24 protein-coding genes are annotated in these 25,361 nt (G+C 43.9%); 15 read left to right on the plus strand and 9 right to left on the minus strand.

The window, feature by feature from the left end; translation table 11 throughout:
• Positions 1-32: 32 nt before the first annotated feature.
• Positions 33-1,196: a tetratricopeptide repeat protein gene (locus CH373_RS04455; protein WP_100715338.1), complete on the minus strand. Its 1,164-nt coding sequence runs from the start codon at positions 1,194-1,196 to the stop codon at positions 33-35.
• Between the two features lie 133 nt (positions 1,197-1,329).
• Here CH373_RS04455 and CH373_RS04460 point away from each other — a divergent pair, with 133 nt between their 5' ends.
• Positions 1,330-3,444, plus strand: coding sequence for a sodium-translocating pyrophosphatase (locus tag CH373_RS04460; protein WP_100715339.1), 2,115 nt, complete (start codon positions 1,330-1,332; stop codon positions 3,442-3,444).
• 153 nt (positions 3,445-3,597) lie between these two features.
• Here CH373_RS04460 and CH373_RS04465 read toward each other — a convergent pair whose 3' ends face one another.
• Positions 3,598-4,083 (minus strand): GNAT family N-acetyltransferase, encoded by a 486-nt coding sequence (locus tag CH373_RS04465; protein ID WP_100715350.1) that lies wholly within the window; start codon positions 4,081-4,083, stop codon positions 3,598-3,600.
• A gap of 152 nt (positions 4,084-4,235) precedes the next feature.
• On the opposite strand from CH373_RS04465, the gene CH373_RS04470 reads away from it, so the two are divergent.
• Positions 4,236-5,048, plus strand: coding sequence for a zinc metalloprotease (locus tag CH373_RS04470; protein ID WP_100715340.1), 813 nt, complete (start codon positions 4,236-4,238; stop codon positions 5,046-5,048).
• Between the two features lie 49 nt (positions 5,049-5,097).
• On the opposite strand, the gene CH373_RS04475 is transcribed toward CH373_RS04470, so the two are convergent.
• Entirely contained in the window at positions 5,098-5,604 is a 507-nt protein-coding gene (locus tag CH373_RS04475; RefSeq protein WP_100715341.1) for an SRPBCC family protein, read from the minus strand.
• On the minus strand, positions 5,601-5,945 hold the full coding sequence (locus tag CH373_RS04480) for an ArsR/SmtB family transcription factor (protein WP_100715342.1): 345 nt from the start codon (positions 5,943-5,945) through the stop codon (positions 5,601-5,603). The genes CH373_RS04475 and CH373_RS04480 overlap by 4 nt, the downstream gene beginning before the upstream one ends.
• A gap of 178 nt (positions 5,946-6,123) precedes the next feature.
• Between CH373_RS04480 and CH373_RS04485 the strand changes: the two genes are divergently transcribed.
• Together CH373_RS04485 and CH373_RS04490 are read left to right on the plus strand one after the other, a co-directional pair.
• Positions 6,124-6,414 (plus strand): antibiotic biosynthesis monooxygenase family protein, encoded by a 291-nt coding sequence (locus tag CH373_RS04485; protein WP_100715343.1) that lies wholly within the window; start codon positions 6,124-6,126, stop codon positions 6,412-6,414.
• Between the two features lie 227 nt (positions 6,415-6,641).
• The gene (locus tag CH373_RS04490; protein WP_100715344.1) at positions 6,642-7,028 is read left to right on the plus strand and encodes a VOC family protein; all 387 of its coding nucleotides are present in this window, start codon (positions 6,642-6,644) and stop codon (positions 7,026-7,028) included.
• Positions 7,029-7,034: 6 nt separating this feature from the next.
• On the opposite strand, the gene CH373_RS04495 is transcribed toward CH373_RS04490, so the two are convergent.
• Complete coding sequence (locus CH373_RS04495; protein WP_100715345.1) at positions 7,035-8,432, minus strand: glycine--tRNA ligase; 1,398 nt, start codon at positions 8,430-8,432, stop codon at positions 7,035-7,037.
• Positions 8,433-8,551: 119 nt separating this feature from the next.
• Between CH373_RS04495 and CH373_RS04500 the strand changes: the two genes are divergently transcribed.
• The 4 genes from CH373_RS04500 to CH373_RS04515 all read left to right on the plus strand — a co-directional run bounded on the left by CH373_RS04500 (position 8,552) and on the right by CH373_RS04515 (position 13,117).
• Positions 8,552-10,282, plus strand: a complete 1,731-nt coding sequence (locus CH373_RS04500; RefSeq protein ID WP_100715351.1) for a TonB C-terminal domain-containing protein — start codon at positions 8,552-8,554, stop codon at positions 10,280-10,282.
• A complete protein-coding gene (locus CH373_RS04505; protein WP_100715346.1) occupies positions 10,279-11,067 on the plus strand; it encodes a PrsW family glutamic-type intramembrane protease in 789 nt (262 codons plus the stop codon). The genes CH373_RS04500 and CH373_RS04505 overlap by 4 nt, the downstream gene beginning before the upstream one ends.
• The gene (locus CH373_RS04510) at positions 11,057-11,968 is read left to right on the plus strand and encodes a 50S ribosomal protein L11 methyltransferase (RefSeq protein ID WP_100715347.1); all 912 of its coding nucleotides are present in this window, start codon (positions 11,057-11,059) and stop codon (positions 11,966-11,968) included. Before CH373_RS04505 ends, CH373_RS04510 begins: the two co-directional genes overlap by 11 nt.
• A gap of 153 nt (positions 11,969-12,121) precedes the next feature.
• The gene (locus tag CH373_RS04515; protein ID WP_100715348.1) at positions 12,122-13,117 is read left to right on the plus strand and encodes an adenosine kinase; all 996 of its coding nucleotides are present in this window, start codon (positions 12,122-12,124) and stop codon (positions 13,115-13,117) included.
• Here the strand turns inward: CH373_RS04515 and CH373_RS04520 are convergent.
• From CH373_RS04520 to CH373_RS04535, 4 genes are read right to left on the minus strand one after another with little or no spacing between them, the layout of a single operon-like run.
• On the minus strand, positions 13,103-14,365 hold the full coding sequence (locus tag CH373_RS04520; RefSeq protein WP_100715352.1) for an LIC11270 family surface protein: 1,263 nt from the start codon (positions 14,363-14,365) through the stop codon (positions 13,103-13,105). The genes CH373_RS04515 and CH373_RS04520 overlap by 15 nt on opposite strands.
• Before the next feature lie 17 nt (positions 14,366-14,382).
• Complete coding sequence (locus CH373_RS04525) at positions 14,383-15,198, minus strand: hypothetical protein (RefSeq protein ID WP_100715349.1); 816 nt, start codon at positions 15,196-15,198, stop codon at positions 14,383-14,385.
• A complete protein-coding gene (gene truA / locus CH373_RS04530; RefSeq protein ID WP_100734067.1) occupies positions 15,195-16,037 on the minus strand; it encodes a tRNA pseudouridine(38-40) synthase TruA in 843 nt (280 codons plus the stop codon). The genes CH373_RS04525 and truA overlap by 4 nt, the downstream gene beginning before the upstream one ends.
• A 38-nt stretch (positions 16,038-16,075) precedes the next feature.
• Complete coding sequence (locus tag CH373_RS04535; protein ID WP_100715502.1) at positions 16,076-16,957, minus strand: DUF2225 domain-containing protein; 882 nt, start codon at positions 16,955-16,957, stop codon at positions 16,076-16,078.
• 147 nt (positions 16,958-17,104) lie between these two features.
• Here CH373_RS04535 and CH373_RS04540 point away from each other — a divergent pair, with 147 nt between their 5' ends.
• The 7 genes from CH373_RS04540 to omp85 (CH373_RS04570) all read left to right on the plus strand — a co-directional run bounded on the left by CH373_RS04540 (position 17,105) and on the right by omp85 (CH373_RS04570) (position 25,352).
• Positions 17,105-18,223 carry an LIC11274 family protein gene (locus tag CH373_RS04540; RefSeq protein ID WP_100715503.1) on the plus strand — a complete coding sequence of 373 codons (1,119 nt, stop codon included), beginning with the start codon at positions 17,105-17,107 and terminating at the stop codon, positions 18,221-18,223.
• Positions 18,224-18,379: 156 nt separating this feature from the next.
• Complete coding sequence (locus CH373_RS04545) at positions 18,380-19,177, plus strand: lysophospholipid acyltransferase family protein (RefSeq protein ID WP_100715504.1); 798 nt, start codon at positions 18,380-18,382, stop codon at positions 19,175-19,177.
• A complete protein-coding gene (locus tag CH373_RS04550) occupies positions 19,174-20,649 on the plus strand; it encodes an acetyl-CoA carboxylase biotin carboxylase subunit (protein ID WP_100715509.1) in 1,476 nt (491 codons plus the stop codon). The genes CH373_RS04545 and CH373_RS04550 overlap by 4 nt, the downstream gene beginning before the upstream one ends.
• On the plus strand, positions 20,646-21,140 hold the full coding sequence (locus CH373_RS04555) for an acyl-CoA carboxylase biotin carboxyl carrier protein subunit (RefSeq protein ID WP_100715505.1): 495 nt from the start codon (positions 20,646-20,648) through the stop codon (positions 21,138-21,140). The genes CH373_RS04550 and CH373_RS04555 overlap by 4 nt, the downstream gene beginning before the upstream one ends.
• Positions 21,141-21,366: 226 nt before the next feature.
• Positions 21,367-22,857 carry an Omp85 family outer membrane protein gene (omp85, locus tag CH373_RS04560; RefSeq protein WP_100715506.1) on the plus strand — a complete coding sequence of 497 codons (1,491 nt, stop codon included), beginning with the start codon at positions 21,367-21,369 and terminating at the stop codon, positions 22,855-22,857.
• 67 nt (positions 22,858-22,924) lie between these two features.
• Positions 22,925-23,593 carry a surface adhesin Lsa25 gene (gene lsa25 / locus CH373_RS04565; RefSeq protein WP_100715510.1) on the plus strand — a complete coding sequence of 223 codons (669 nt, stop codon included), beginning with the start codon at positions 22,925-22,927 and terminating at the stop codon, positions 23,591-23,593.
• Positions 23,594-23,831: 238 nt separating this feature from the next.
• Positions 23,832-25,352: an Omp85 family outer membrane protein gene (gene omp85, locus CH373_RS04570; RefSeq protein ID WP_100715507.1), complete on the plus strand. Its 1,521-nt coding sequence runs from the start codon at positions 23,832-23,834 to the stop codon at positions 25,350-25,352.
• Positions 25,353-25,361: the final 9 nt, after the last annotated feature.

Here is a 25,361-nt window from a genome sequence, read left to right on the forward strand (position 1 = left end):
GCCGTTAAAGTCGCAAGCGAATTCGCTTTCTATCAGCGGTTTTCCAAGTAATAAGAAAAGGTTTTATCTAAATAGTACGGACCTGCGAATCTGGAAAAATCTCTTTCTAATTCCTCACCTCTGAGTTCGAGGTACATTTCCTTCCACTCTTTGGCAAGTGTGTTTGCTTCTCCTTCTGTTTCGGAGTCCTGCAATACATGGATTGCAAACACTAGAATTTCCCAGTTGAATCCGGTCTGTCTTAAGACTGAGTCCCATTCCTCGGAGCTCAGAGATTTTTTAGAGAGCAAAATCTCTTCCAGAAGTTCTATTGCGTGGACGTCTTTAGAAGCGCCATTTTGCACATAGATCCTTCGAATCGGCATTAGATAATCTTTATCCAAGAACATGGACTGTTCTAAAGCTAATAAGTAGGACCTCCTGGCCATTGCACCTGCTTGCACAAATTTCCTCTTATCTAAGTATTCCATGGTCAGTTCGTGGTGATAGATAGGATCTTCTCTAAAGATCGCAGCTCGGTCTAAAAGTCCATTCTCGTAAGAGGTCTGATCTTTTGCTTTTTTGGAAGATAGGCAAATTCTATGTAGCTGACGGTTCCTAGGAAAATACGGAAGAAATCTGGAACAACGATCCAGCACTTCCTTGTGCTGGCTCTTCTCTTGAAAGCCTCGTATCTCATCTAGTAGTGCAGAAATTTCAGCCTTGTACGGATTGTTGAATTCTAGGTCCGAGAGATTCTGTTTATAGTACTCTAAGTTGCCTATTTTCGAGGCCCATATTACAGCTCTGTAACGTAGATTGATGTCGTCTGGATTTCGGGCCAAAAGAACTCTGGATGTATTGAGTGCCTTATCCGCTATCCGGAGAGAATCGTAGAGATCAGTCATTTCTCTTAGCAATGCGTTCTGTTCTGGCTGTAACCGAATGCTCGCTTCGAAACTCTTTAATGCTTCTAAGTCTTCCCCTTTTCCCAACAAGGCCTTTCCTTGGATCCAGTAATAACGGGCGTCCCTCGGATACTCGGATTCATCTGCGATCCTGAGTTTGTCCAGGGCTTGCTCATACCTTGTCCTTTCCAACTCCTCGGTTGCCTGCTGGATCAGCTCTTCCCAAGAAAAGGTTGAACTCAAGGGCTGTACAGATTTTATAGTGCAAAAACCTAAAAAGAACCAAATGGAAAGAGTTCGTTTTGTCACTGGAAGACTCTCCTAGAAGATAACTTTCTGAGTATCGGCTTTCGGACTATGTTAGGGGCAAAGCCCATCGGCAGTTCCTTTTCCATCTTTTTAAACCATCGGACATTTAAAAAAAAACAAGAGGTTTCCCTGAATGAATTCGGTAACGATAATTCTTTCGATGGCTGTCCTGGCCATTTTGACCGCTGTCGTGTACGCGCTTAAGGTCACCAGGATCAAAGTCGGAGCAGAAGGAGGAAAAGCAGAAGAAACGAAAAAACTGCTAGAAATTTCCACCGCGATCTCCGAAGGAGCCATGGCATTTTTGATCCGGGAGTACAAGACGATCTCTCTATTCATCGGCTTTATGGCTGTACTCATCTTCCTTTTATTAGACAATCCTGAATCTGAGAATTTTCATGATGGGATATTCACAGCGATCGCATTCATTTCGGGCGCATTTATCTCCTGTCTTTCTGGATTTATCGGTATGAAGATCGCTACTGCCGGAAACGTTCGGACCGCGGAAGCAGCAAAGAATTCGATGCAAAATGCCTTTAGAGTTGCATTTGACTCTGGAGCGGTCATGGGATTCGGCTTAGTGGGCCTCGCTGTTCTCGGAATGATCACACTATTCCTGATTTATACCGGCACATTTCCAGAAGTGAATAAGCTTTTCTTAATGGAGTCCCTCGCGGGATTCGGGTTAGGCGGATCTGCAGTTGCTCTCTTCGGAAGAGTGGGCGGAGGCATTTATACCAAGGCCGCGGATGTGGGTGCAGACTTGGTCGGAAAGGTAGAAAAAGGAATCCCGGAAGATGACCCTCGTAACCCTGCTACCATTGCCGATAATGTTGGCGATAACGTAGGCGACGTTGCTGGAATGGGAGCGGACTTATTCGGTTCTTGCGCAGAGGCAACTTCTGCTGCGCTGGTGATCGGAGCTACTGCGAGTGCTCTTTCCGGAAATACTGACGCTCTTTTATATCCATTGCTCATTTCTGCATTCGGGATCCCTGCTTCACTTCTCACTTCCTTGATCGCTCGGGTCAAAGAAGGCGGAAATGTAGAGAAGGTTCTGAAGATTCAACTTTGGGTCTCCACAGTTATCGTCGCAGTCGCGATGTATTTTGTGACCGATGTATTTATGACCGATTCGTTTGAGATCGCCGGAAAAATCATTACCAAGTGGAATGTGTATATTTCCCTTCTCGTCGGTTTGTTTGCGGGTATGTTTATCGGTCTGGTTACAGAGTATTATACTTCGCATTCTTATAAGCCGGTTCGTGAGGTTGCTGACGCTTCCAATACTGGAGCTGCCACAAACATTATCTACGGTCTGGCATTGGGATACCAAAGTTCCGTGATTCCAGTGGTTCTTCTTGTGATCACAATTGTGACTGCGAATCTCTTAGGCGGAATGTACGGGATCGCGATCGCCGCGCTTGGAATGATTTCTACAATTGCGATTGGGCTTACGATCGACGCATACGGACCTGTTTCGGATAACGCAGGTGGGATCGCGGAAATGGCTGAGCTCGGAAAAGAAGTAAGAAATAGAACCGATACCTTGGACGCTGCGGGAAATACTACTGCTGCGATCGGAAAAGGATTTGCGATCGGTTCCGCAGCATTAACTTCTCTCGCTCTATTTGCGGCATTTATTACCAGAACCAAAACAACTGGTTTAGACATTTTGAATGCAGAAGTATTTGGAGGATTGCTCTTCGGTGCTATGCTTCCGTTCATCTTTACCGCTCTGACTATGAAATCCGTCGGAAAAGCAGCTAAAGATATGGTCGAAGAAGTGAGAAGACAGTTTAAAGAAATTCCAGGCATCATGGAAAGAAAGGCGAAGCCTGACTATAAGCGTTGCGTGGATATTTCTACCACTGCCGCGCTCAGAGAAATGATACTACCTGGCTTGCTTGTTCTCTTGACTCCGATCATCGTCGGATATCTGTTCGGAATCAAATCGCTTGCCGGTGTCCTTGCTGGAGCTCTGGTTTCTGGAGTGGTTCTCGCGATTTCTTCTGCGAATTCAGGCGGTGGCTGGGACAACGCTAAGAAGTACATCGAGAAGATTGCAGGTGGAAAAGGCTCCGACCAGCACAAAGCTGCTGTGGTAGGTGATACCGTTGGAGATCCTCTCAAGGATACTTCTGGGCCATCCATTAACATTTTGATCAAATTGATGGCGATTACAAGCTTAGTGTTTGCTGAATTTTTCGTGCAGCACGGAGGATTGATTCTAAGACTATTTCACTAAAATCTTAGAATCAACGGAATTAGATCTCTGCTCTAGAAACTCTTTGGAGCGGAGAATCGATCCTTTGTTACAATTTTCTAAAGTAAGAGCTCCGAAGGAATCCGGGGCTCTTTTTGTTTGGTCTGTATGACTCTTGGGAGAATCAAATCAGTGCTAAATTACCGATTTTCGAAAGTGAACATAAAAAGGTGAGAACCCTTGTGCTTTCCAGAACTCTACGGCATTTTCGTTTTCTGAGACTGCCCTAAGCTCCACAGATTGGATTCCATTCTCTTTTGCCCATTCAAAGGTATAATCTACCAGAGGTTTCATAAAACCGGATTTTTGTTTTCCGTTTTTAGTCACGGCAAGATCTATATAAAGATTTCTCTCTTCTTCCAAGTAAGGCTTATCTTCCACTCTTGCGATTAGCACGGATACAAGTTCCTCGCCAAAAAAACCGCCGACAAACACTACCTTTTCGGTGCCTCGTAATTTCAAATAGATGTCGACCATTTTAGCGGCTGCCCTGGGACGAATCTTAAAGATACCGTCGAGAGGAAGTTTATTGAGCATCCTAAAAAATTGATTCACTAACTCTATGACGGCTTCCCTTTCTGTAGGAGTAATCGCCCGAATCGTAAATTTATCCATTTGCATTAGCATTTGGTCACGGATTCTGATGAGTAGCATTTTTCCTTAAAAATCTAGTGTAAAATTGGGCCTTTCAATTGTTAATGTTTCTTAGTAGTTTCGAAAAAGATATAGGACTCACTTTGACATGGTCAAGGTGTAGAAATGAGAGCAGGATTGTGCGTCAGCTGATTTTAATTATTATATCTCTAACTCTGATCTTCACTTTCTTAACCAATTGCCAAGCGGAAGATGAGCACTTTCCACTCAGTACAGACCAGTTAGTCGTTCTTGATTATGCGATTAACTCTGATCCGGATCGCTCTGCGGTTTATTTTTCCACGGTCAGGAAGGTTCAACTCGAAGTAGTCTATGAAGAAGGAGCAGCTCCCGAAACCGGAATGCTTTTGAGCGTTCAGGATATTTGGGATATCACTCAGGTGAATTTGGAGAAAGTATTCGCTACTAGAGATTACGCCGTACATGTAGAAGTACCAAAAGAGCCATCCTCTGATATGAGAGAAATACCTTCGCAAGGAAAAAGAGAATGGACCTCTGTAGATCTTGTTAGTTTTGCTAACACCTTTCGAACTAAAAATTCTAACTTTGAAGAGACCGTATTTTTTGTCGCATTTGTTCGCGGTAAATTACAGGGATCAAACGGAGGAGTGATCGGATCCACGTACTCCGGATTTTTGGGTTTGGGCGCTCCAGTCGTTTTTATTTTTAAAGATGTGATCGAAACTTTTCCGAGGGCTTCTAGAAAGAATGCAGAGCAAAGAACCGTAGTGCACGAGTTAGGACACGCTTTGGGTCTCGTAAATTCTGGAATTCCTATGACTTCCGAACACCAAGATGTAGCAAGAGGTGCTCACTGCACCAATGAAAAATGTGCGATGTATTATTCAGTCAATCTAAGAAAGATAGACACCGAAAGTCCATATCTCTATGGACCAGAGTGCTATCAGGATATCAAAGAATTTCGTCCTTAACCGATTTCCTGAATCGATTCGATTCTTAGATTTCACCCAACCGATCTAGTTAGATTTTCCAGCCTTTTGAAAATTCTACGAGCTGGTCCGTAGCCTTTCCCCATCCGTCGTAAAATCCCATTTCTTCGTGAGTTTTGCGAGCTTGCTCTGTTCCATGAATCGCAATCGCCGTATATTTTGTTCCCTTTCCGTGAGCTTCTATAGTAATGATTGCAGTGATAAAATCCATAGAGTTCATAGGCCTTCGAGGAGAAGGTCTAAATCCGGGAAGAAGTGCATCTGTCCAGATCAGTCTTTGGTTCGGAATGACTTCCAAATAACACCCGATATTCGGAAAGTCTTCACCTTCAGGAGATTGCATCGTAGTGCGAAAAATTCCTCCGGGTCTCAGATCGACTTCGCAATCTATGGTTTTCCAAGGAGCTGGAGTAAACCATTCCACAAGATGTTTCGGGTTGGTCCAGGCAGACCAAACTAATTCGGGAGATACATCGACGATTCTTTCCAAGACCAGGTCGAGCTTAGGGTCTAGTTTGTGATGATTTAGCTGATTCATTTTTCTTTCTCCTTCTCTTTCAATCGATAAAGATACTGATCCAATTGATCTAAGCGTTGTTCCCAAATGGATCTCCGCTTTGTCATCCATTCCTCTGCCTGTTTCAATCGCTTCGGTACGAGTTGGTAGGTCCTTACTCTTCCGCTCTTAAAAGAGCGGACCAGCATGGACTCTTCCAGCACAGAAAGATGCTGCATAAAAGAGGGTAATGCCATATCGAAGGATCGTGCCAGTTCGCCTACAGCCGCGGGGCCCTCGCAAAGTCTCTCCACTACGGCCCTACGAGTAGGATCCGCCAAGGTATGAAAGATTGCATTTAGAGTTTCCTGTTTGTTAGGCATTTGCCTAAGTATAGTTCAAAAAAGAATCCAAGCAATCTTTTTTCCAAAATATTAGATTCATATTAAAAAAAGTTAGGCAATTGACTAAGTATTATGCTTGATAACAAACTCGGAAATCTTTTCAGTTGCTTTGAGTTCATTCTATGAATTCGTTCTAAAAAGAAAATGGGAGTGAGAAATGATACTGGAAGTAGCAATTCTGCAAGTCAAACCAGGATTAACGAAAGAATTTGAATCCAATTTTAAACAGGCCTCCAAAATTATTTCTCAAAGAAAAGGTTATATTCTGCACGAATTGCAAAGATGTATCGAGGATAAAAATAAGTACGTGCTACTTGTCCGTTGGGAAACCTTGGAAGATCATACGGTGGGTTTCAGGCAATCCGAAGAATATCAGGAATGGAAAAAGTTGCTCCATCATTTTTATGATCCTTTCCCGACCGTTGAACATTTTGAAGAGATAGATTAAGAATTCAGTCTTTCTAAATAAGTTCTGGATCCAATCTTTCAAAAACCTGCCTTTCAGACCTTGTAATCTGATTGACGCTCCAAAAGATATCCTTATCACATTTTGATCATGGATAAGGAAGTAACTCTGGTCAAGCTATGCTATGGACAGATTGGAAGAATACTCGGAGCACATATCTTCGTTAAATTTCTTGCATATAGCTGGATCACCAAGACAAGAGGAATCGCGTGAAACGAATCTGGACAATCATTGGAGTTGAGAGAGTAGACTACAGCTTTCAATGGTATCAGTCTTTGCTCGGTTTGCCGCGCAGTGCTCCGGCTCATGATGATTTCGGGCAAATCCTAGATTCGGACGGAACAGTACTGCTTTGCCTTCACGCGTGGGGAGCGCACGAACATCCACCTCTGATGAGTCCGAAACGAGCACTGCCGGGGAACGGCCTTCTGCTTTTTTTTCGGGTCGATAATTTCGATTCTATCTTAAAGAATGCCCGAGCTTTGGCACCTCAACTAGAAGAGGAACCCCACCTTAACCCTAACACTGAAACTTTAGAGTTCTCTCTTTTAGATCCAGACGGTTACTTCGTGACGATTAATGCGCTTTCGTCCTAATATGTTTCATAGGATGTGATTTGCAAAGTGGCTCTTTAGAGCTTGGATCGGCATTCTCTCCTGGTTCATACTGTCCCTGTCTCGAACCGTGACGGTTTGATCGTTTAAAGAATCGTAATCTACTGTAACGCAGAAAGGAGTTCCGATTTCGTCCTGTCTTCTGTATCTTTTTCCGATGGCGCCACCGTCGTCGTATTCGATGCTTCCCAAAGAGGCGAGCTCAGAATAAATTTTCCGAGCCATTTCAGGTAAGCCATCTTTTTTCATCAAAGGAAAAACTCCTACTTTTACAGGCGCTACTTTGGGTGAAAACCGAAGCACAGTTCTAGTTTCTCCGTCTGCTAATTTTTCTTCTGCGTAAGCGTCTGTAACTGTGGCTAAGAAAAGTCGATTTAAACCTAACGCCGGTTCTACGACGTAAGGAATATATTTCTTATTATTTACTTGATCATGATATTTTAAATCTTCGCCGGAAAATTTTTCGTGCTGGCCTAGATCGTAATCGGTTCTTGATGCGATTCCCCATAACTCTCCCCAGCCGAATCCATATTTGTATTCGATATCCGAAGTTGCTTCGCTATAAAAGGAAAGTTCCTCTTTTTCATGTTCGCGGAGTCTTATATTCTCTTTTCTTAAACCGACTTGTTCCGTAAGCCAGTTCATACAGTATTCCACCCAGTGCGAAAACCATTCTTTCTGTGTCCCAGGTTCGCAGAAGTATTCCATTTCCATTTGCTCGAACTCCCTGGTACGAAATACGAACTGACGCGCCATGATTTCGTTTCGAAAGGATTTTCCGATTTGAGCGATCCCGAAAGGGATCTTTCTTCTAGTTGTGGAAACTACGTTCTTGAAATTGATGAAAATTCCTTGGGCAGTCTCCGGTCTTAAATAAATTTCTTGGGCGTCTTCTGCGTTGGCGCCGTGGGAAGTCTGGAACATTAAATTGAAATCTCTTGCTTCCGTAAATGTTCCCCTGTTTCCGCAGTTGGGACAAGGATAGTTTCCTACCTTGATTGCCTCGTTCATTTGTTCGAGGGTCAATCCGGTTGCTGCATTTTCACCTTTATGGTCTTCTAAAAATTTATCCGCGCGTATGCGCGCTTTGCAGTTTTTGCAATCGATCAGAGGATCGTTAAAGTTTGAAACGTGACCAGAGGCTTCCCAAACCTTCGGATTCAAAAGTATGGAAGAATCTAGTCCAACTACATCTTCCCTCAAATGCACAAATGATTTCCACCAAAGTCTTTTCAAGTTGTGCAGCAATTCCGCTCCATACGGACCGTAATCGAAGGTATTAGAGAGGCCCCCATAAATTTCTGAACCGGGGTATACAAAGCCTCTGCGTTTACAAACGGATACGATATCTTTGAGCGAGGAATCGAGGGTTTCTTTCTTTTCCATGAGTCCAGAATTCCTGAACCTAGCCTCCGATAAAGTATTAAATTCAAAGAGAAAGAGCAATTCTTGTTTGCTTCGAAAGGTGGAGGGGGTCCAATAGGCGGAGGATGCTCAAAGGTATCATGAAATCTTCACGAAAGCGAAGAGTCGTAGAGTGGGGAGTCAATTTTCTTTCCTGGATTTCGCCGTTTGTAGGATTCGGGATCTTTTTTCCACTCGGTGTTTTGTTTGCCTTTCCGAAGAATCGAAATGTTCGAAGAACTGCATTTTCTTCGCTAATATTGCAAGTCGGAATCCTTGCGATTCTTTATCCTTTAGAACTATGGTTATTGTTTTCGGAGAAAGGTGAGGAGGTCCTACGAGCCTTTCTTTTGCCGCTTACTGGATTCTTCAGTTATCTTTTTCTGCCCCCCGGATCCGAGACTCTATTTAACCAGGGAGAACATGCCGGCGGAGCAATTCTATTTTTATTCTTCTGGATCGGAATCCTACTAACCTTTTTGCAAAAAAGATTTGTACAGCATAGGGTCGAAGGAAGGGCATTTCACGGAAATAGATCGGATCCACTTATTTCTAGATTCGTATACAGACTCTTTGCTGTTTTGGGAGCATTAGTATTCACTCATTATATAGTGTTCGATGACACGAGTAAGGTACTCATGGCTCCTTACTCCGCTTTGCAAGATGCAGTCTGGGTGTTTTTTCCGAGCTTGCTCGCGATTTTGGGAATATTATCCGCAGGACATCCTCTAGTTTTCTTTCAAAACGTTTGGATGCAATTTTCCAAGCAAGACCGAGTCTCTCGAGCTTCTGAAACTGGAACAGGTCCTTCTTCTCTTAAGAAACAAAGGTATTCACTTGCTCGAGACTTGATCCTCCCTGGTTGGGGGCATATTTATTCTGGAAATCTATGGAGAGGGTTTCCGATTTTATTTATCTATTTATTGGTCTTACTTTTCTTCGCGGCTTTCTTCTTTTCTTGGCTAGAACCTGCATTCGGAATTCGTTATCTATTTTCTCTTGGGCTCAAGCCAGGGATCCCGGATAAGCAGTTTTTTTCGATCGCATCTTCTTTTGTTCCCTGGCTCTCAGGAATTTTCGCCTTACTAGTATTAAACAGTTTTTCTCGATGGCTGCTCAAACGCTCTTTCAGAATCAGGGAAGAACATGGCTTGAAACCCGGATTCGCGAACAATATTGCTTTCAGCGTACTTTTACACTTGGTGATTTTATCCTTAATCATGATCATTCCGGCGGTGATCAAACGCCAGAATCAGAAAAAAGAATCGGATCGTCCTCAGTCTCACTATTCTCCAGAAAATGTGGAGTACTACTTTATTGATCCAAATCTCCCGGACGAAGTACAGGGTTTAAATGGTGGAGTAATCACCGGTACGGAGACGCCTAACACCAATGTAGGCGAGAAGCTGCCTAACGAAAAACCTTCGGATGAAGGGCGAGTAAAAGGAGATGTAAAGAGGATTCGAGGTAAGAAACTTCCTCCTACTTATTCGAATTACATTTCTGCAAAGATGAGGGCTTTCGAGTCATTTATGGAATATTGGAAGACTGCGCCTCGGAATTATTCCTGCGTGGTCGCGTATACGATTACTCCCGAAGGAGAAGTCGTAGATGTGGAACTGATAGAAAATTCTCCTTACCCCGAACAAGATCGAAGGACTCTCGAACTGATAGAAAACCTGTCGCCGATGATGCCTCCTCCTGACGTCAAGGGATACGTAAGAGTCACAGAGCTATTTTGGAACGGCAGCATCAATCCAGAAAGCATGCCCACTAACCTTCAAAGCGATCTAGTCCAAATGTTTGACGGTCGTTATATGGAGGAACTATGAGCGTCCAGATACTTTCCGTTTTGAGCATACTTCCTTGGGGGTTCATATTGGTCTATCTGCATCCGAAGAACTCGGTACAGAGGGTAGTCCTTTTGATAATCGCCTCGCTCGCGTTAGGCTGGCTCTCTACAGAGCTTGTTCTTGCGATTCACGATTTTTTGTGGCCGGACGTTCCCGTAATGGGACAGGGTAAAAAACCTCAAGGGCATATTTTGACCCAAACCGCGCATATCGCATTCGTGCAGGCGGGAATGATGGAAGAAGCCTGCAAATCTATTTTAATATTAGGCTTTTCTTATTTAGTTTCGTACAATCGAAAGGCAAAATATTTTTATTCCGATGTAGTTTTGATCGGAGGATTTGTGGCGCTCGGTTTTGCGGGAGTCGAGAATTTCCAGTACATTAGTGGAGCGAATGAGCTGGAAAGGGTGCCTATGTTCGTAGGGAGGACCTTAAAATCCACAAACGCACATTTATTGATCAATCTATGCTTTGTGCTATTTTTATTAAAGAGCAATCTAAAGGCTCCTTCTGAAAAACTCTTCTATTTGTTCCGAGCGTTTTTGCTGGCCGTAGTCCAGCACGGGTTGTTCGATTTTTTTGTCCTGCCTAACGCTAGATTCGGATCTTGGGTTGCGACTTCTTTGTTCGTAGGAATTTGGGTTTGGGTCGTTAAGGATTATAGAAAGTATACGGAAAGATTCCAGTTTGTATCACCGGAAAACTTAGGTGACGGAGAGGGTGGCAAACCTAATTTGTCCTTAGAGAATCCGAGTGAAGTATAAAGAAGTAAAGGTATCTCTCCCAAAAGATTTTGCCGAAGAATTTTCTGCCCTGCTCGAGGAATGGCAGGTCGCCGGTTATTACGAGATATTATTCGACAGAGAGGAAGCGAGAAAGCCTGGAGAAGAGATCATTTCGGATATGACTCCAATCCGAATTTATCTAGCCGAAGACGATTCCCTAAACGAAGCAAAGATTTGGATTTATTTAAAGGCGAGGGCCCACGACCAAGCTTTTGCAGAATCTAGATGGATAGAGACCAAGGATTACGAAGAAGCTTATAAAGAATTTTATAAACCGTTTTCGATCGGAGTATTCTGGGTAGTTCCTACTTGGGAAAAGGAATCCTGGAAGAAAGGCGAAAGACCGGAAGAAGCAAATTCTAAGGTTCCGATTTATATCAATCCGGGATTAGCTTTTGGAACCGGACACCACGAAACTACCCGTCTCGTATTATCTCGATTAGGTGATTTGGATCTAAAAAATGCAAAGGTGGCCGACATCGGTACTGGTTCGGGCATACTCGCGGTAGGAATCGCGAAATTGGGAGCAACCAAAATAGATGCAGTCGATGTGGATCCGAACGCAGTAAAGTCTGCGATTTTTAACCGGGACGAAAATGAAATACCCGAGAACACTCTCTCTGTCAGCGAAGGCGGGTTTGACACGGAAAATATTCAGGAATCCGAATATGATCTTGCGATCGCGAATATTACTTTTGCAGTTCTGAAGGCGAATATAGAAAGAATCGCTTCTTTAAAAACGAATCATTTTTTGTTCAGCGGAGTGATTACTGAAAGAAAAGGCGAGTTTCTGGGTTTGCTCAAACAATACTTGGGCGGAACGCTGTTATTCGAAAAATCCTGGAATGGTTGGGAGCTGATCGAATGGAAAAGGTCTTAGCTCCCAGATGTGATTCAGCGGAAAGAATCGAAATGATTCTGTCAGGCGAATTAGTGGAATATAAGACAGCTGAAATTCTAAGTTCACGGAACTTTTAAATTCATAAAATCTAAACTTCTCAAGGAAGCTAAAAGCTAGGAAAAAGAGGAAATAATGAAACATTACGATGTGTTCGGTGTCGGTAACGCTCTGGTAGATATACTTGTGATGACCGATGATATGTTTATTAAAAATCTGGGTTGGAACAAGGGAATTATGACCCTCGTAGATTCGGAAACGCAAGGGAATGTATTAACAGCGCTTGCGGACAAAAAGAAAGAGCTCCGTTCCGGAGGCAGCGCTGCTAATACGATGATCGCATTGGCAAATTCGGGCGGTACAGGAACCTACACCGGAAAAGTTTCCGAAGATACTTACGGCGAATTTTATAAAAAGGATATGGAAGCCGCTGGCATCTTGTTCGAGGTGCAACCAGTGAAAGAAGGTCATACAGGAACTTGTGTGATCTTGACTACTCCGGATGCGGAAAGAACCATGCTGACTCACTTGGGGATTTCTTCTACATTACAAAAATCGGATATAGATTTAGAGAGGCTGAAAGCTTCCAAATTTAGCTATGTCGAAGGTTATCTCTGGGATGGGCCTAGTACCAAAGATGCTTGCCTTCTGACAATGGAAGAGTCGAAAAAGTCAGGAGTCAAAGTGGCTTTTACATATAGTGATCCGTTTTGCGTGAATCGGTCTAGAGAAGATTTTATCCGCCTGACAAAAGATTATTGCGACGTAGTGTTTTGCAACGCTGACGAAGCTAAGGCGCTTGCCAATACGAACTCGAAAGAAGATGCGATCAAATTCATCTCTTCTCTCTGTCCGAATGTATTTATGACCGACAGCGAAAATGGAGCGTTTGTAGGAGAGACTGGAAGTATCCGACATGTTTCTGGTTTTCCTGCCGAAAAACTTTTAGATACAACTGGAGCCGGGGATTGCTTTTCAGCAGGAGTATTGTACGGATTAACTCATGGTTACTCTTTAGAAAGATCCGCGAAGTGGGGAAATTACGTTGCGTCTAGGATCGTTCAGGAAATCGGCCCGAGACTGGTTGTTCGGCTACTCGGAAGACAGGACGAAATTTTAGGGGCAGCTTAAGGAAACACTGACCGTTGATCCCGGATTTTCCGGAACCGAAAACGTAGTTTCGTTTACGATCGTGTCCGGAAATCCATCCCTGCGTGCTGTGTCCGAGAGGCAGATAAGTCGGTAGGTTCCGGGCATGATGTATTTGATCGGTGTAGTTCCCGAAAGCGCCGGAGACGCGATCAGCGGAAGTTTTTGCAGGATGTTTTGCTCTAATGGCCGAAAGATCGCGTAATAGTGCAGCTTGGAGCCGGTCCCACCTGTGATCGCAAGTTTTGATGCCTTGTCCGGATAAATGACTCTAGCTCTAGATAAAATATCTCCTCCGATATCAGTTTCTCCCTGGTGATCCACCTTCCAATCGCTCACAGAGATTAGAGTAGCATTGGTTCCGTTGTTGAGACTGAAGGAATGAACCATTAGATTTTCTTTAAGGTTCATTCTTACTTCAAAAATATAAGGATCAAAGCCAGGCTTGAATCCCATATCGTCTTCTCCTATTTGCACTTGGTACAATAATGGAAAAACCAAAGGCGGATACAGATTTTTGTCCGAAGAACTTGTTCTCGGAGCGTATGCCATTCTTGGGACGATATTGAATCCGTACACAGGATAGTTGTCAAAGAATGTGACCTTGGTTAAGTCAATGCCAGGCAAAATTCCCCAGCCTGTAATCAAAGAACGGATGAATATTCCAGTATAATAATATTGCGTTGGAAGGTCGAGGAAACCTGAGCCGGAAGTAGGATCATTGGAAGGGTAGGCGGCTCCTTCTCCATTGAAAAGCTGAATGAACTTAAATTCGCCGTTCTGTTCACGGCATGTATTCGAGTTTAGTGTATAAGGAACATTGCAATATACTTCCCGATTCGGCGCGATATTATCCCAAAACGATTGAGATCCCTTTGCATCCCGAATCTGTGAAAGATCCCCTAATCCTTTTTGGTATTTAGAGGAAAGTCGGATCTCCCCAATATCTATATAAATCGGAAGATCCTTCGCCGCAGGAAGTCCGGAAAAATTGTGGGCAGGATCTCCACCTGTGCCGGTAGAATCCACATAGAACTGACCGGAACCGTTATCGTAATCGGTCATCGCAAGAGGATTGTCTGTTGCGTAAGTCGCTTTGACCAAGAGCAGCATCCTATTATTAAAAAGAGTGCTTACCACAGGATTATCTGTAGCATTCCCTTGCCAATCACCGATTTTACACTGCATAGTTAGGAATAAAATCAGTACGACTACCATAGACGTTCTCATTTTTGCAAAGAAGCGGCTCATATAAAAACGCTCACCATCAGGCCGAAATGAAAGAACTCAGTATCCACCTTCCTGTAGTAGTTAGGATTACTCAGGCGGGGATCTTCTCCCGGGCCTCTGTACGGATATTTGGTTTCAGGTGGCAGGCTTAAATTGGACTCGTAGATTTTATTGTAGTCTACCCGAATTCCGATCCTGATTTTCTTTCCTGCGATAAAACTGGCTTCGAATCCTCCGTACAAAGTATGGTCCCAGCGCGCAGTATTCGCCGGTCTTGCGACCACGTAAGTTTCTCCCCCTCCCAATTTCACGATAAACGAAATCGGAAGGTCAAAAGGAAGTTTGTAGCACAGAGCTGTATAGACCGGAACCGTAGTTAAGGCTCTTTCGGATCTGGAAAGGAAGTTCGCATAATAAGTACCGAACTCCAGATAAAATATCCAAGGCCAAGGAATTCTAAAAAATATTCCCGCGCCCAAAGTGGTATCCAAGATTTTTTGGGATTCCGTGCCTGGAAGTGGATTCGAAGCCCCGACCCAGAATCCGATTTCTGGCTTACGATTGTCAAAGAAGGCCGGGATTTCCTCTTCCTCTTCGGTTTCTCCTTCGGCTTTTTCAGAACGGGTCAGTCCGGAGGAGGGTAGGTTTCCGGCCTGAGACAGAAATCTATAACCTGAATTGGAATTTGTTTTGGGGCTACCGAAAAGAGTAGAATCTCCGGGTAGTCTAAATCCGCCCAAATATTCCAAGGCAGATTTTCCGAGCTGGCCCGGAAACGCAAATCCAGCAGAAAATGGAAACGCGAACAAAATCAGTGCAAGGAATCGAGTCATTCGTTCGGGCTCCTTGGCTCGACGATTTTTGCGGATTCGTACAATTCCTGGATTTGAGGAAACGATGCATAGGACGCTTTCAAAAAATATAATGCGTATGGTGGAAGAGTAATCCCAGCTACTGTTCTGTCTTTCGAGGATATGATTTCCAATATATTCGTCTCTGTTCGCTTACCGGTTGCAATTTCCAGAAGTGTTCCGGTCAGAATTCGAATCATATTATGGAGAAATCCATTTGCCCTGATCCGAATCCGAAGCAATCCGAATTCGTGTTCGGATACTTCTACACTTGCATCATAAATGACCCGAATTGTAGTCCTTCCGTTCCTGAGCGAGCTCGCTTTTGCAAGGCTCTTAAAATCGTGTTTTCCTTTTAATAGTTCCAGTTCTTCTCGTAAGCGGGAAACGTCAATCCGATGTTGGTACCAAAATGCTCGGTTTTTCCAAGTAGGTCTCGGGTAACGAGTATTCAAAAGCAGATATTCGTATTCTCTCGAAGTGCAAGAAAACTGAGCATTGAAGGTGGTCGGAACTTCGCACATAGAAAGCACAGAAACTCCCGGATCCGTAAGCGCATTCATGCTCAGTAAAAAGCGAGCCTCGTCCAAGATCGGAAACGGAGAACGAAAATTGATCACCATTCCTTTTGCATGAACCCCGGTGTCGGTTCTGCCTGCTCCGTAAATTCTGGAAGGAATTTTGAGTAAGGTAAGAAGTGCCCTCTCTATACTTTCCTGGACTGTAGGAGACTGCCTCTGGGATTGATAACCGTAGAAAGCGAGTCCGTCGTATTCGAGAAGAAGTGCGTAATTTCGGGAGGCTTCGGAGAGTTCGGTCATTCGAATTCAAAGAGAACCCTAGAATCGGGATCCAAACTCTATTTTTCCCCTCCCATCGCCTCGATCAACTTGTTGTACTCATCGTAGAGTTCTTTTGCCATATCGATGATGACGGAAGGTTTGGATTTGGAGGCTTTACCGGAACCATATAACCTGGATAAGGTTCTCTTTGCTCTCACCAATAAGTTCAGCTTGGACTGAGCATCACTTGCGAGCTCATCCTTGAATTTCATAGTTAAATAAGCGGATAAGTAGATTACTCCATCAAATCCCCAGTTTTTATCCGTATCCGGTCCTAAGATATAGGAAGCAGATTCTACCGGCTCGGATCCGGATTGCATGATTTCCATGGTTTCTGTATACCAGCCGGCAGATTTTTGGTACAAAAGGTCTCGGATCTTGTCATATCCCATATTCGGGAATTCTGCATTTAGGTCATCGTAGTACCAAGCTCCCCTTACCGCACAAACTGCTTTTTTTGGGGTAGGCGCCACGTTGACCTTGCGCGCTTGGTAACATTCAATGGAAAGTAAGTAGGAAGCCGCACCTAATACTAGATTTCTGTCCTGATAGAAATCCAGGGGTCCCATAATTAATTCGATATTTTTCCGCCTAGCATCTGCACTTTCCTTAAACTTGGTATTTTCTTCCGCGTCCAGGAGAGACCAATCTTTGGGGAAACAGGTGTACAAGCAGCGAGGGCAAACATTCAAAACATAATCATTCGGATTTACTCTTCCGAACTTCTTGTTCTTTTCGTACAATCTTCTTAGTTCTTGGGTGAGTTTTCCGGCGATTAGCCTTCCTCCCCCCTGAAACATATTCTCTTTTTGGTGAACTTCACTGCAAACCGGGCAAACTGTGTCTTCTTTAGCACGAAAGGAGATTTTTTTACCTTGGGCGAGTGCGATGGCTGTCATTTGTAAGTTTGCTCTATAAATTCCGGAAAAAACCTTCCAGAACCCGTCAATTCTCGCCCTATTCTAACCGATAGACTAGGAAGAAAAGCACGATTTTCGTGTTGAACCAGGTCTCCTCGGAGGAGATAGTAAGGAAAAGGTCCGCAAATGAAGAAACTTCTCGTTTTACCTATAGTGATCCTGCTCTTACCTGCATTTCTATATGGAGAAGCCGTATCCAGTAAGGCGTATAAAAAGCGGGTCGAATTGTTAACCTATTTACGAGAACTGGAACCTATCGTAAAAAATTATCCAGGAGAGCCGAAGTCTTCCCAAAACCAGGGAAACCAAGGGCAGAATAACCAAACCTCCGAAGACGGAGATAGGCTCGTTAAATATAAAGAGCTGAAAAGACTCTACCAAGAAGGGCTATTATATTTCTTTGAAGGAAACCATGTAAACTCCTACAGACGTTTTCTGGAAGCTCAGCTAGGAATGGAGCAACTCTTGGAAGAGCTTTCGCAAGCTTATGTAGAACGCTCCGAAGAGCTAATGAAGCTAGCGATAGAGAGAAAAAATCCAAATAATCCCGAAGATCGTGCGTTAGTCGACATCTCGGTAGAATACAGCAAGAGCAGTTATCTCAGAGCAGACATCAAAGAGAATCGCGAGGCCCCTTTTACTCGTAGGATGTACAATCCAAGAGAGTACCACTACGTAACAAACAAAGATACAATCGAAAAAAATATGGAGCTCGGTTATAGATTCTTGGGCGAAGCAAAGAATGCTCGCAACAATGCTCTGAAGATTGAAAAGCATTTGGAGAAACACCAAAAGCTCCAACCAAGTCATCGTAAACACAGAATCGAGATGTATTTCGGAGCAATCAATCTTTGCCGGGATGCAAAGTCAAACGCGATCAATATTTTCAAACTGAAATATCCATACGATAATTATTATATTCTAAGGTCTGATGCCAAAACAGAAGAGCTGAAGAACGAGTATGGAGAGGTTACTGCAGCGGAAGTGGTTTCTTTGGAAGGAGTTACTTACGACTTCAGCCAAAATCCGACACTTCGTTTGGACAATCGTATGAGTCCGATCTTTGACAGAAGAATCCCAGACGAGTACAGAAAGGATGCTGTCGACGTCTTAGGAAGGGTGTACGCGGATGAAGTGAACAACAGACTTTATCTGAGATGGGATCCAGAAAAACGTAAGCAATTGCTCGGAGATAAGAAGCCTCCAGGCTTAAAAGGATCTCAACCAAAACCTGCCGGGCAGTAAGTAAATTCTCCTGAGAGCTTCCGCCCTTTCGGGCGGAGCTCAAATCCCGAATACTGTTCAATATTTGTTCTGCTTTTCCCCTCCGATTGCTGCGCCTAGTCATATATAGAAGAAATTGCTTTTCAGTCTTAGGCGCATTTGCAAGGATTGCCCATCATGAATCCATTCAAGTTTTTGGAAGCCCGCTTAGGCAGATTTTCCAAAGAATACCGAAAGCTCGTCGTCAGAGTTTATGTAGTAGCACTCAGGCTAGTTTTGACCACGGCACTTCCTGATTTAATCGCAGGTCTTTTTTATGCAGCCATTGGAAATCGGCCCAGACAATATTCTGCTTTCTTGAGAGGCGCGAAGAAATGGGGAAATACCATTCGAAAAATGACGAAAACAAATCTGGTTCTCGCAAACGAAATGCAGATTCCGCAAAGCGGTCATATGATCTTCGTAAATCATGTCAACGAACTGGACTTTCCGTACGATTGTTTAACGATCAATAAACCTTTTCTCGCCAACCAAGTGATTAAGAAGACTTTTATCGCGTACTGGTGGATGAAGGCTATGGGTTCTCAAGTGTTTGAGACCACGAAGGCCACTACGATCGCGGTCTCTGTGCGAAAGCTTTTGAAGGGACTTGCAACTACTTCCTATATTATTTATCCGGAAGGTCATAATTCTTATACAGAAGTGATCCACCCATATCTAAAAGGAATGGTCAAAATCGCATACGAAAACCAAATTCCGGTAGTTCTGGTGATTAAATCGGGGATCACAACATATCAACTCAGATCTAAAGACGCTACTGTAGGCTATAAATATCTGGGAAGTTTTCAACCGACCCAATATTCCACTTGGGAACAATTCCGGGATGCTATGCACGATCTGATGTCCAAAGAAAAGGAAATTCTAGACAACCAGCTCGGTATTCCCAAGACGGAATGGAAAGCGGCGGCGAAGTGATCCGCAGGCTTCTCATCGCAAATCGGGGAGAAATTTCTCTCCGAATCCAGAAGACTTGTAAGCGCCTTGGCATACAAACCGTGGCAGTCTTTTCGGAAGCGGATGCAGGAGCTCCTTTCGTAAAATCAGCTGATATTTCCTATTGCATCGGTCAGGCAGAGCCTTCTAAGTCATACCTTTCTATTCCCGCGATCCTTCGTGCGATCCAAGAAACCGGAGCAGATGCCGTCCATCCTGGTTACGGGTTTTTATCGGAAAAAACAGAGTTTGCAAACGCATTAGAAAAAGCTGGTATACGATTCTTGGGTCCTAGGTCGGAGAATGTAGATCTGATGGGGGATAAGATTCGTTCCAGGGAAGCGATGATCAAGGCGGGTGTTCCGGTAGTACCGGGTACTGACGGAACCTCACAGGACGAAAAAGTCCTCCTGCAAGAAGCAAAAAAGATCGGTTTCCCGGTCATGATTAAGGCGAGTGCGGGTGGAGGCGGAAAAGGGATGAAGAGAGTATTTTCCGAAGGGGAATTTTCTCATTCCCTGGAGTCCGCGAAGAGAGAAGCTCAGAACGCGTTCGGTGATAATAGGGTATTTTTAGAAAAATACATCACTCACCCTCGCCATATCGAAGTACAAGTGTTTGGCGATACCAAAGGGAAAGTCGTTCATCTTTTTGAAAGAGAATGTTCCATCCAAAGAAGACACCAGAAGGTGATCGAAGAATCTCCCGCTCCGAATCTAAAAAAAGAAGTCCGTGACAAGATATGTCAGGTCGCTGTGCAAGCAGCCTCTTCTATCGGTTACCTCGGAGCAGGTACGGTCGAATTCATTCTAGGGGCAGATGACAATTTCTACTTTTTGGAAATGAATACAAGATTGCAAGTCGAGCACCCCGTGACTGAATTAGTGACCGGCCTGGATCTGGTGGAATGGCAAATTAGAATCGCTGAAGGAAAGTCCATCGAAGAATTGTTAGGCGGAAGAACTCTTTCTCAAAATGGAAACGCGATCGAGGCAAGAGTATATGCCGAAGATCCTGAAAATGAATTTTTGCCCTCGATCGGAAAGATCGAATTCGCCTCTTTTCCGGAAATGCAGAATGTTAGAGTGGACTATGGAGTGTCCAGCGGATCCGAAGTTTCACTCTATTATGATCCCATGCTTGCAAAGGTGATCGGCTTCGGAAAAGATAGAGAGGACGCCAGAAAGAATCTAGTATCCGCCTTGGAAAGTACGATCGTTTTTGGACCGACTACGAACCTGCCTTATCTAAAAGGAATCTTGACTCATCCAGTATTTATCTCAGGAAAAACGGACACTCATTTTCTAGAACAAAATGTAATCTCCTTAGGAGATCGAGCGGAAGAGACTGAAGCTTTTGCCAAACTCGCTTCCCTGCTGGCTGCTAGAAAAAAGAAAGCGAACAATATTTGGGATGCGATCGGTCCGATGGATCTTTGGAGCGCAAAAAAATGAGCGAACTATTTCGAGTCCGTTGGAAACACGAGGAGTTCCTACTCGATCTAGGACAGATTGCGGCTTCGTCTTCCTCTCGATTGTTTCATCCTGCGAAAGGCTGGGAGAAATTGCTCTCTCATTATACATGGACTAGAGAGTCTGACGGAAGCTTTTCTCTGCCCGATGGTTCTAAGGCATTATTCTTGGGCGGAAAAATATTTCTGCATTCTAGAGGCAGAACTTTTCAGTTCCACTTGAGCGGGAAAGAATCCGGAGAAGGCGAATCTCACCAAAACGAAATCAAGAGTCCTATGCCGGGAAAACTGATCAAGTTGGAAATTCATCCAGGAGCTTTGGTCAAAAAAGGAGATGTGCTCGCCGTCGTGGAAGCTATGAAGATGGAACACGCGTTAAAAGCAGTTTCAGATGCGAAGGTTGAGGAGGTGTTCGTCAAAGCAGGAGACCTGGTATCTCAAGATCAAGTTTTGATCGTTCTATCTCTCTCTTAAATTGTAATAGTATGCTTCTGATATTTGAATTATCCCGCGGGTAATGGGTAATCATTCACAATTTTTCGCCTTCGCTCCTGGTCACAAGAGTTTTCCCCTGAAAACTCCGTGCAAAAAGAATTTCGAACAATCGATTTGTAAAGAGGAGGTCCTACTAGGAAATAAATTTGACATTCCGTTTCGAATCCTTATAACTTGCGAATCCGTAGCTCCGGATGGGTAACTAATGAGTATAAAAAAATTCCTAGTCTGTACTTCTTTCGTGTTCGCGGCCGAAGTACCGATTTTTGCGGATGAATTGGAAAGACCTGAACCTAGAAAAGACTTACCGTTTCCGATCAGTGAATCGAAACATGTTTTAAAAAAGGATCTCGCAAAAAAGAAAGAGGGTTGGTTTCCTACTGGCTTGCCTTTAATTAATTCCGATCCGAATACAGGGATTGGTTATGGTCTTCGCGTGTATATGTTTAATAACGGAAAAAAAGATAATCCGTTATTTGAATATACTCCCTATAGAGTTAGATTCTTCGCGCAATATTTTAATACCACAAAAAATGCTCAGTATCATTGGGTGAGTTTGGATGTTCCGTATATCGCGGATACTCAGTGGAGAATCAGAGCTGACTTCATAATGGATTTTAACCCAAACACTCTCTATTTTGGAGTAGGAGAATCTTCACTCAAGAATTTGAGCTACCTAGAAAAAAACCAACCAGGAGGTCCTTACAGAAGTAATTCCACTTTTGCGGACCAGGAAAGAAATTTCACATACTGGAGACCAGGAGGTCCCGGAGATCCAGTAGAATTGGCGGGCAGGGATTACTCGGGATTTCCGCAACAACCCGGATTCGTAGTCACGGATCGCATGTACAATCGATACAATATCGAAATACCTCAGTTGAACCTGAGTACTGAGAGATCCTTTCTCGGTGGAACGGTGAGACTTGTGGCTGGAGCCAGATTATCCAAAGCAAGAGTGCAGACCTTTGATGGTAAATGGGTACACGCTGTAGATCCTACATATGGAGATTTTGATTTAAAGGCTCCGAACGCAAAAACTAGACTGACCGAGGACGCGGAAGCAGGTAAGATACTAGGGTTCAACGGAGGCTTTGTGAATAACCTTCGGATCGGAATGGTCTATGATACTCGAGATTTCGAGCCGGATCCTAACCAAGGTATTTTTGCCGAGGCTACTTACGAAAGGTCCACAAAGGGAATAGGATCCGACTTCAACTATCAAAAGTATTTTACGCAAGCCAGATTTTTCTACAGTCCTTTTCCGAAGGTTTTCGAAAAACTCGTGTTAGCTGGTCGATTTGCTTTCGGAGTCACCGACGGAGATGCTCCTTTCTTCGAATACAGAAACTTGTGGGGAACGGAAGGTCTGATTACCGGCTTGGGTGGATTAAGAACTCTACGAGGATATAAACAAGATCGATTCGTAGGTCGCGCGATGGGCTGGGGCAACATAGAAGTTCGCTGGAAATTTGCCGAAACTACAGCCGGAAGCCAACACTTCGCATTCAACTTAGTACCGTTCATGGACTTCGGACGTGTTTGGGACGACGAACATAAGGCCGGATTAAAGGATTACAAATACTCCAAGGGACTTGGTCTCAGAGTAGCTTGGAATCAGTCCACGATCATCATGATGGATTACGCAGCATCCAAAGAAGATAAGCAATTATTCATCAACTTTAGCCATGCATTTTGAGGGAAATAAGAATATGAAAACTATAATGAACCGAACCCTCCTTTCGATTTCGAAACGAATACTCCTTATGGCTCTGTTTGTTTTATTGATAGGTGTTACCGTTTCCTGTGAGGAAAAACCGACCAAGGATATGTACGGATTTACTGAGGAAGATCCGAATGTTGCATTTGCCGGCTTGTTAACTTTTCAAACCTACACTCCGAATCTTACGAACAAGACTATTTCGGATCCGACTAGCGGCCTAATGTGGAAGATTTGTACCCAAGGACAACAGTTCGTACAAACCGGTGCGAGTACTTATACTTGTACAGGCCAATTTTCGGGACCGACTGGGACTTCGTACGGCGCGAGCCAGATACAATACTGCGATAAGGCTTTGCCTTCTTGCAATACATTATCGCTTCCGCAAGTGCTGACCAATCTGCAGACCTTTCCGATAACTGGTTCTTCGGAGGCTTTCGTTTCTTGTAATACTGATACTACAGGTGGATTTTCCGACTGGAGAGTTGCCGCATTTCCTGAGCTGAAAGCATTGAGTGCTTCCAGTCGAAATGCAATGTTTCTGAAATTTCCTAACACTGTAGAAGATTTCTACTGGAGCTCCTGGGCCAATGAGCAGGATGCCGCAGGAGAAACGGCTAGGGCAGTGTCTTTTTCGAGGGATCGATTTGGGGAAGATCAGTCTTTCAAAAAGACTTCTAGGCACTATGTTCGTTGTGTACGCAATCTTCCTTAATTCATTTAACAGATGTGATTAAACGAACTATAACGGCGATCCTCCGGCTCTATTAAAAACGATCGAATGAGCTAGCAAAACGAGCAAGCCCCTGTGCGTGGGCCGGAGTGAAATTTGTCTGTTTTCAAGTTGGGAGATTTTGACTGTAATTACTAAATGCGAGCAAAAGCACACATTTTGAATTGACCTGCATGGTTGTGGAAATATCCAATGATCTTTGGTCGGCTGAGAGGAATAGATGAATCGTTTTCAGACATATGCAATATTTTTAATACTTCTTACTGTAGGAGCTCCTGCAATTTTGGCTCAGGATGCGATTGACCCCACCTGCGATAAGCCTCCCGAAAGAAAGGATCTTCCGTTTCCTATTGATAAGTCAAAGCACATGTGTGCAAAGGACCTGGTGGTAAAGAAAGATGGCTGGTATCCGACTGGACTTCCTTTACTGAACTCGGATCCGAACGAAGGCTTTGGATACGGGGTGCGAGTTTATGCTTATAATAATGGCAGAAAAATCGAGCCACTATTTGAATACACCCCTTATCGTGTTAGATTCTTTGCGCAATATTTTAATACTACCAAGAATGCGCAATACCATCAGCTAAGCTTGGATATGCCGTACATTGCGAATACGCAGTGGAGGCTTAGAGCCGACGCCTACATGACGATTACCCCGACCACCCTTTATTTTGGGATCGGAGAATCGTCCATGAAAACATTAGATTATCATAATAGAAACCAACCCGGCGGAAACTTGATTACGAATTCTACCTATTCAGACCAGGAAGCGAATTTAACTTATATGAGACCCGGCGGTTCAGGCGATCCTGTTCAACTGGGCGGTAGAGTTTATAGCGGATTTACTCCGACTCCAGGTTTTAACGTAACCGATAGGCTTTATAACAGATATCAGATAGAAATGCCTCAGTTAGCGTTGAGCACTGAGAGATCCTTTGTGCACGGAACTGTTCGATTGGTTGCAGGTACTCGTGTAGGAAACAATATCGTGCATGCGTTTGACGGTAAGTGGATCGACGCCAAAGACCCTCTTTTGGATGGATTTCCAGGCAGCACTTCCGGAAAAGCTCCAAACGGAAAAACTCGATTAACTGAAGACCAAGAGGCGGGTAAGATTCTTGGTTATCACGGCGGTTACGTGAACTCGATTCGCTTGGGCGTGGTTATGGATACTAGAGACTTTGAGCCAGATCCAAATAGCGGAATTTTTCTCGAAGCTACTTACGAAAAAGCGACCAAGGCAATCGGATCCGATTTCGATTTCCAAAAGTACTTCGGTCATGGAAAATTTTTCTGGAGTCCGTTCCCAAGAGTATTCGAAAAGCTAGTTGTTGCTTCTCGTTTCGGTTTCGGAGTTTCAGACGGGAACGTTCCGTTTTTTGAATATAGAAATCTATGGGGAACGGAAGGAATCGTAGCCGGTCTAGGTGGTCTTAGAATCCTGAGAGGTTATAAACAAGACCGCTTTGTGGGTCGTGCGATGGGATTTGGTAATATCGAGCTAAGATGGAAGTTCTATCAGTTTAGAGTGGGGGACGAAACTTTTGCTTTGAACTTGGTTCCTTTCTTGGATTTCGGTCGAGTATGGGATGACGAGCATAAAGCAGGCCTAAAGGATTACAAGTATTCTCAAGGGTTGGGCTTTCGGATCGCTTGGAACCAGGCTACGATTATTATGATCGATTACGCGGAATCTAAAGAAGATAAACAGCTCTTTGTGAATTTTAGTCACGCGTTCTAACAGGGCTCT

Origin of the sequence: Leptospira perolatii, assembly GCF_002811875.1 — a bacterium.
GTDB classification, from domain to species: Bacteria; Spirochaetota; Leptospiria; order Leptospirales; family Leptospiraceae; genus Leptospira_B; species Leptospira_B perolatii.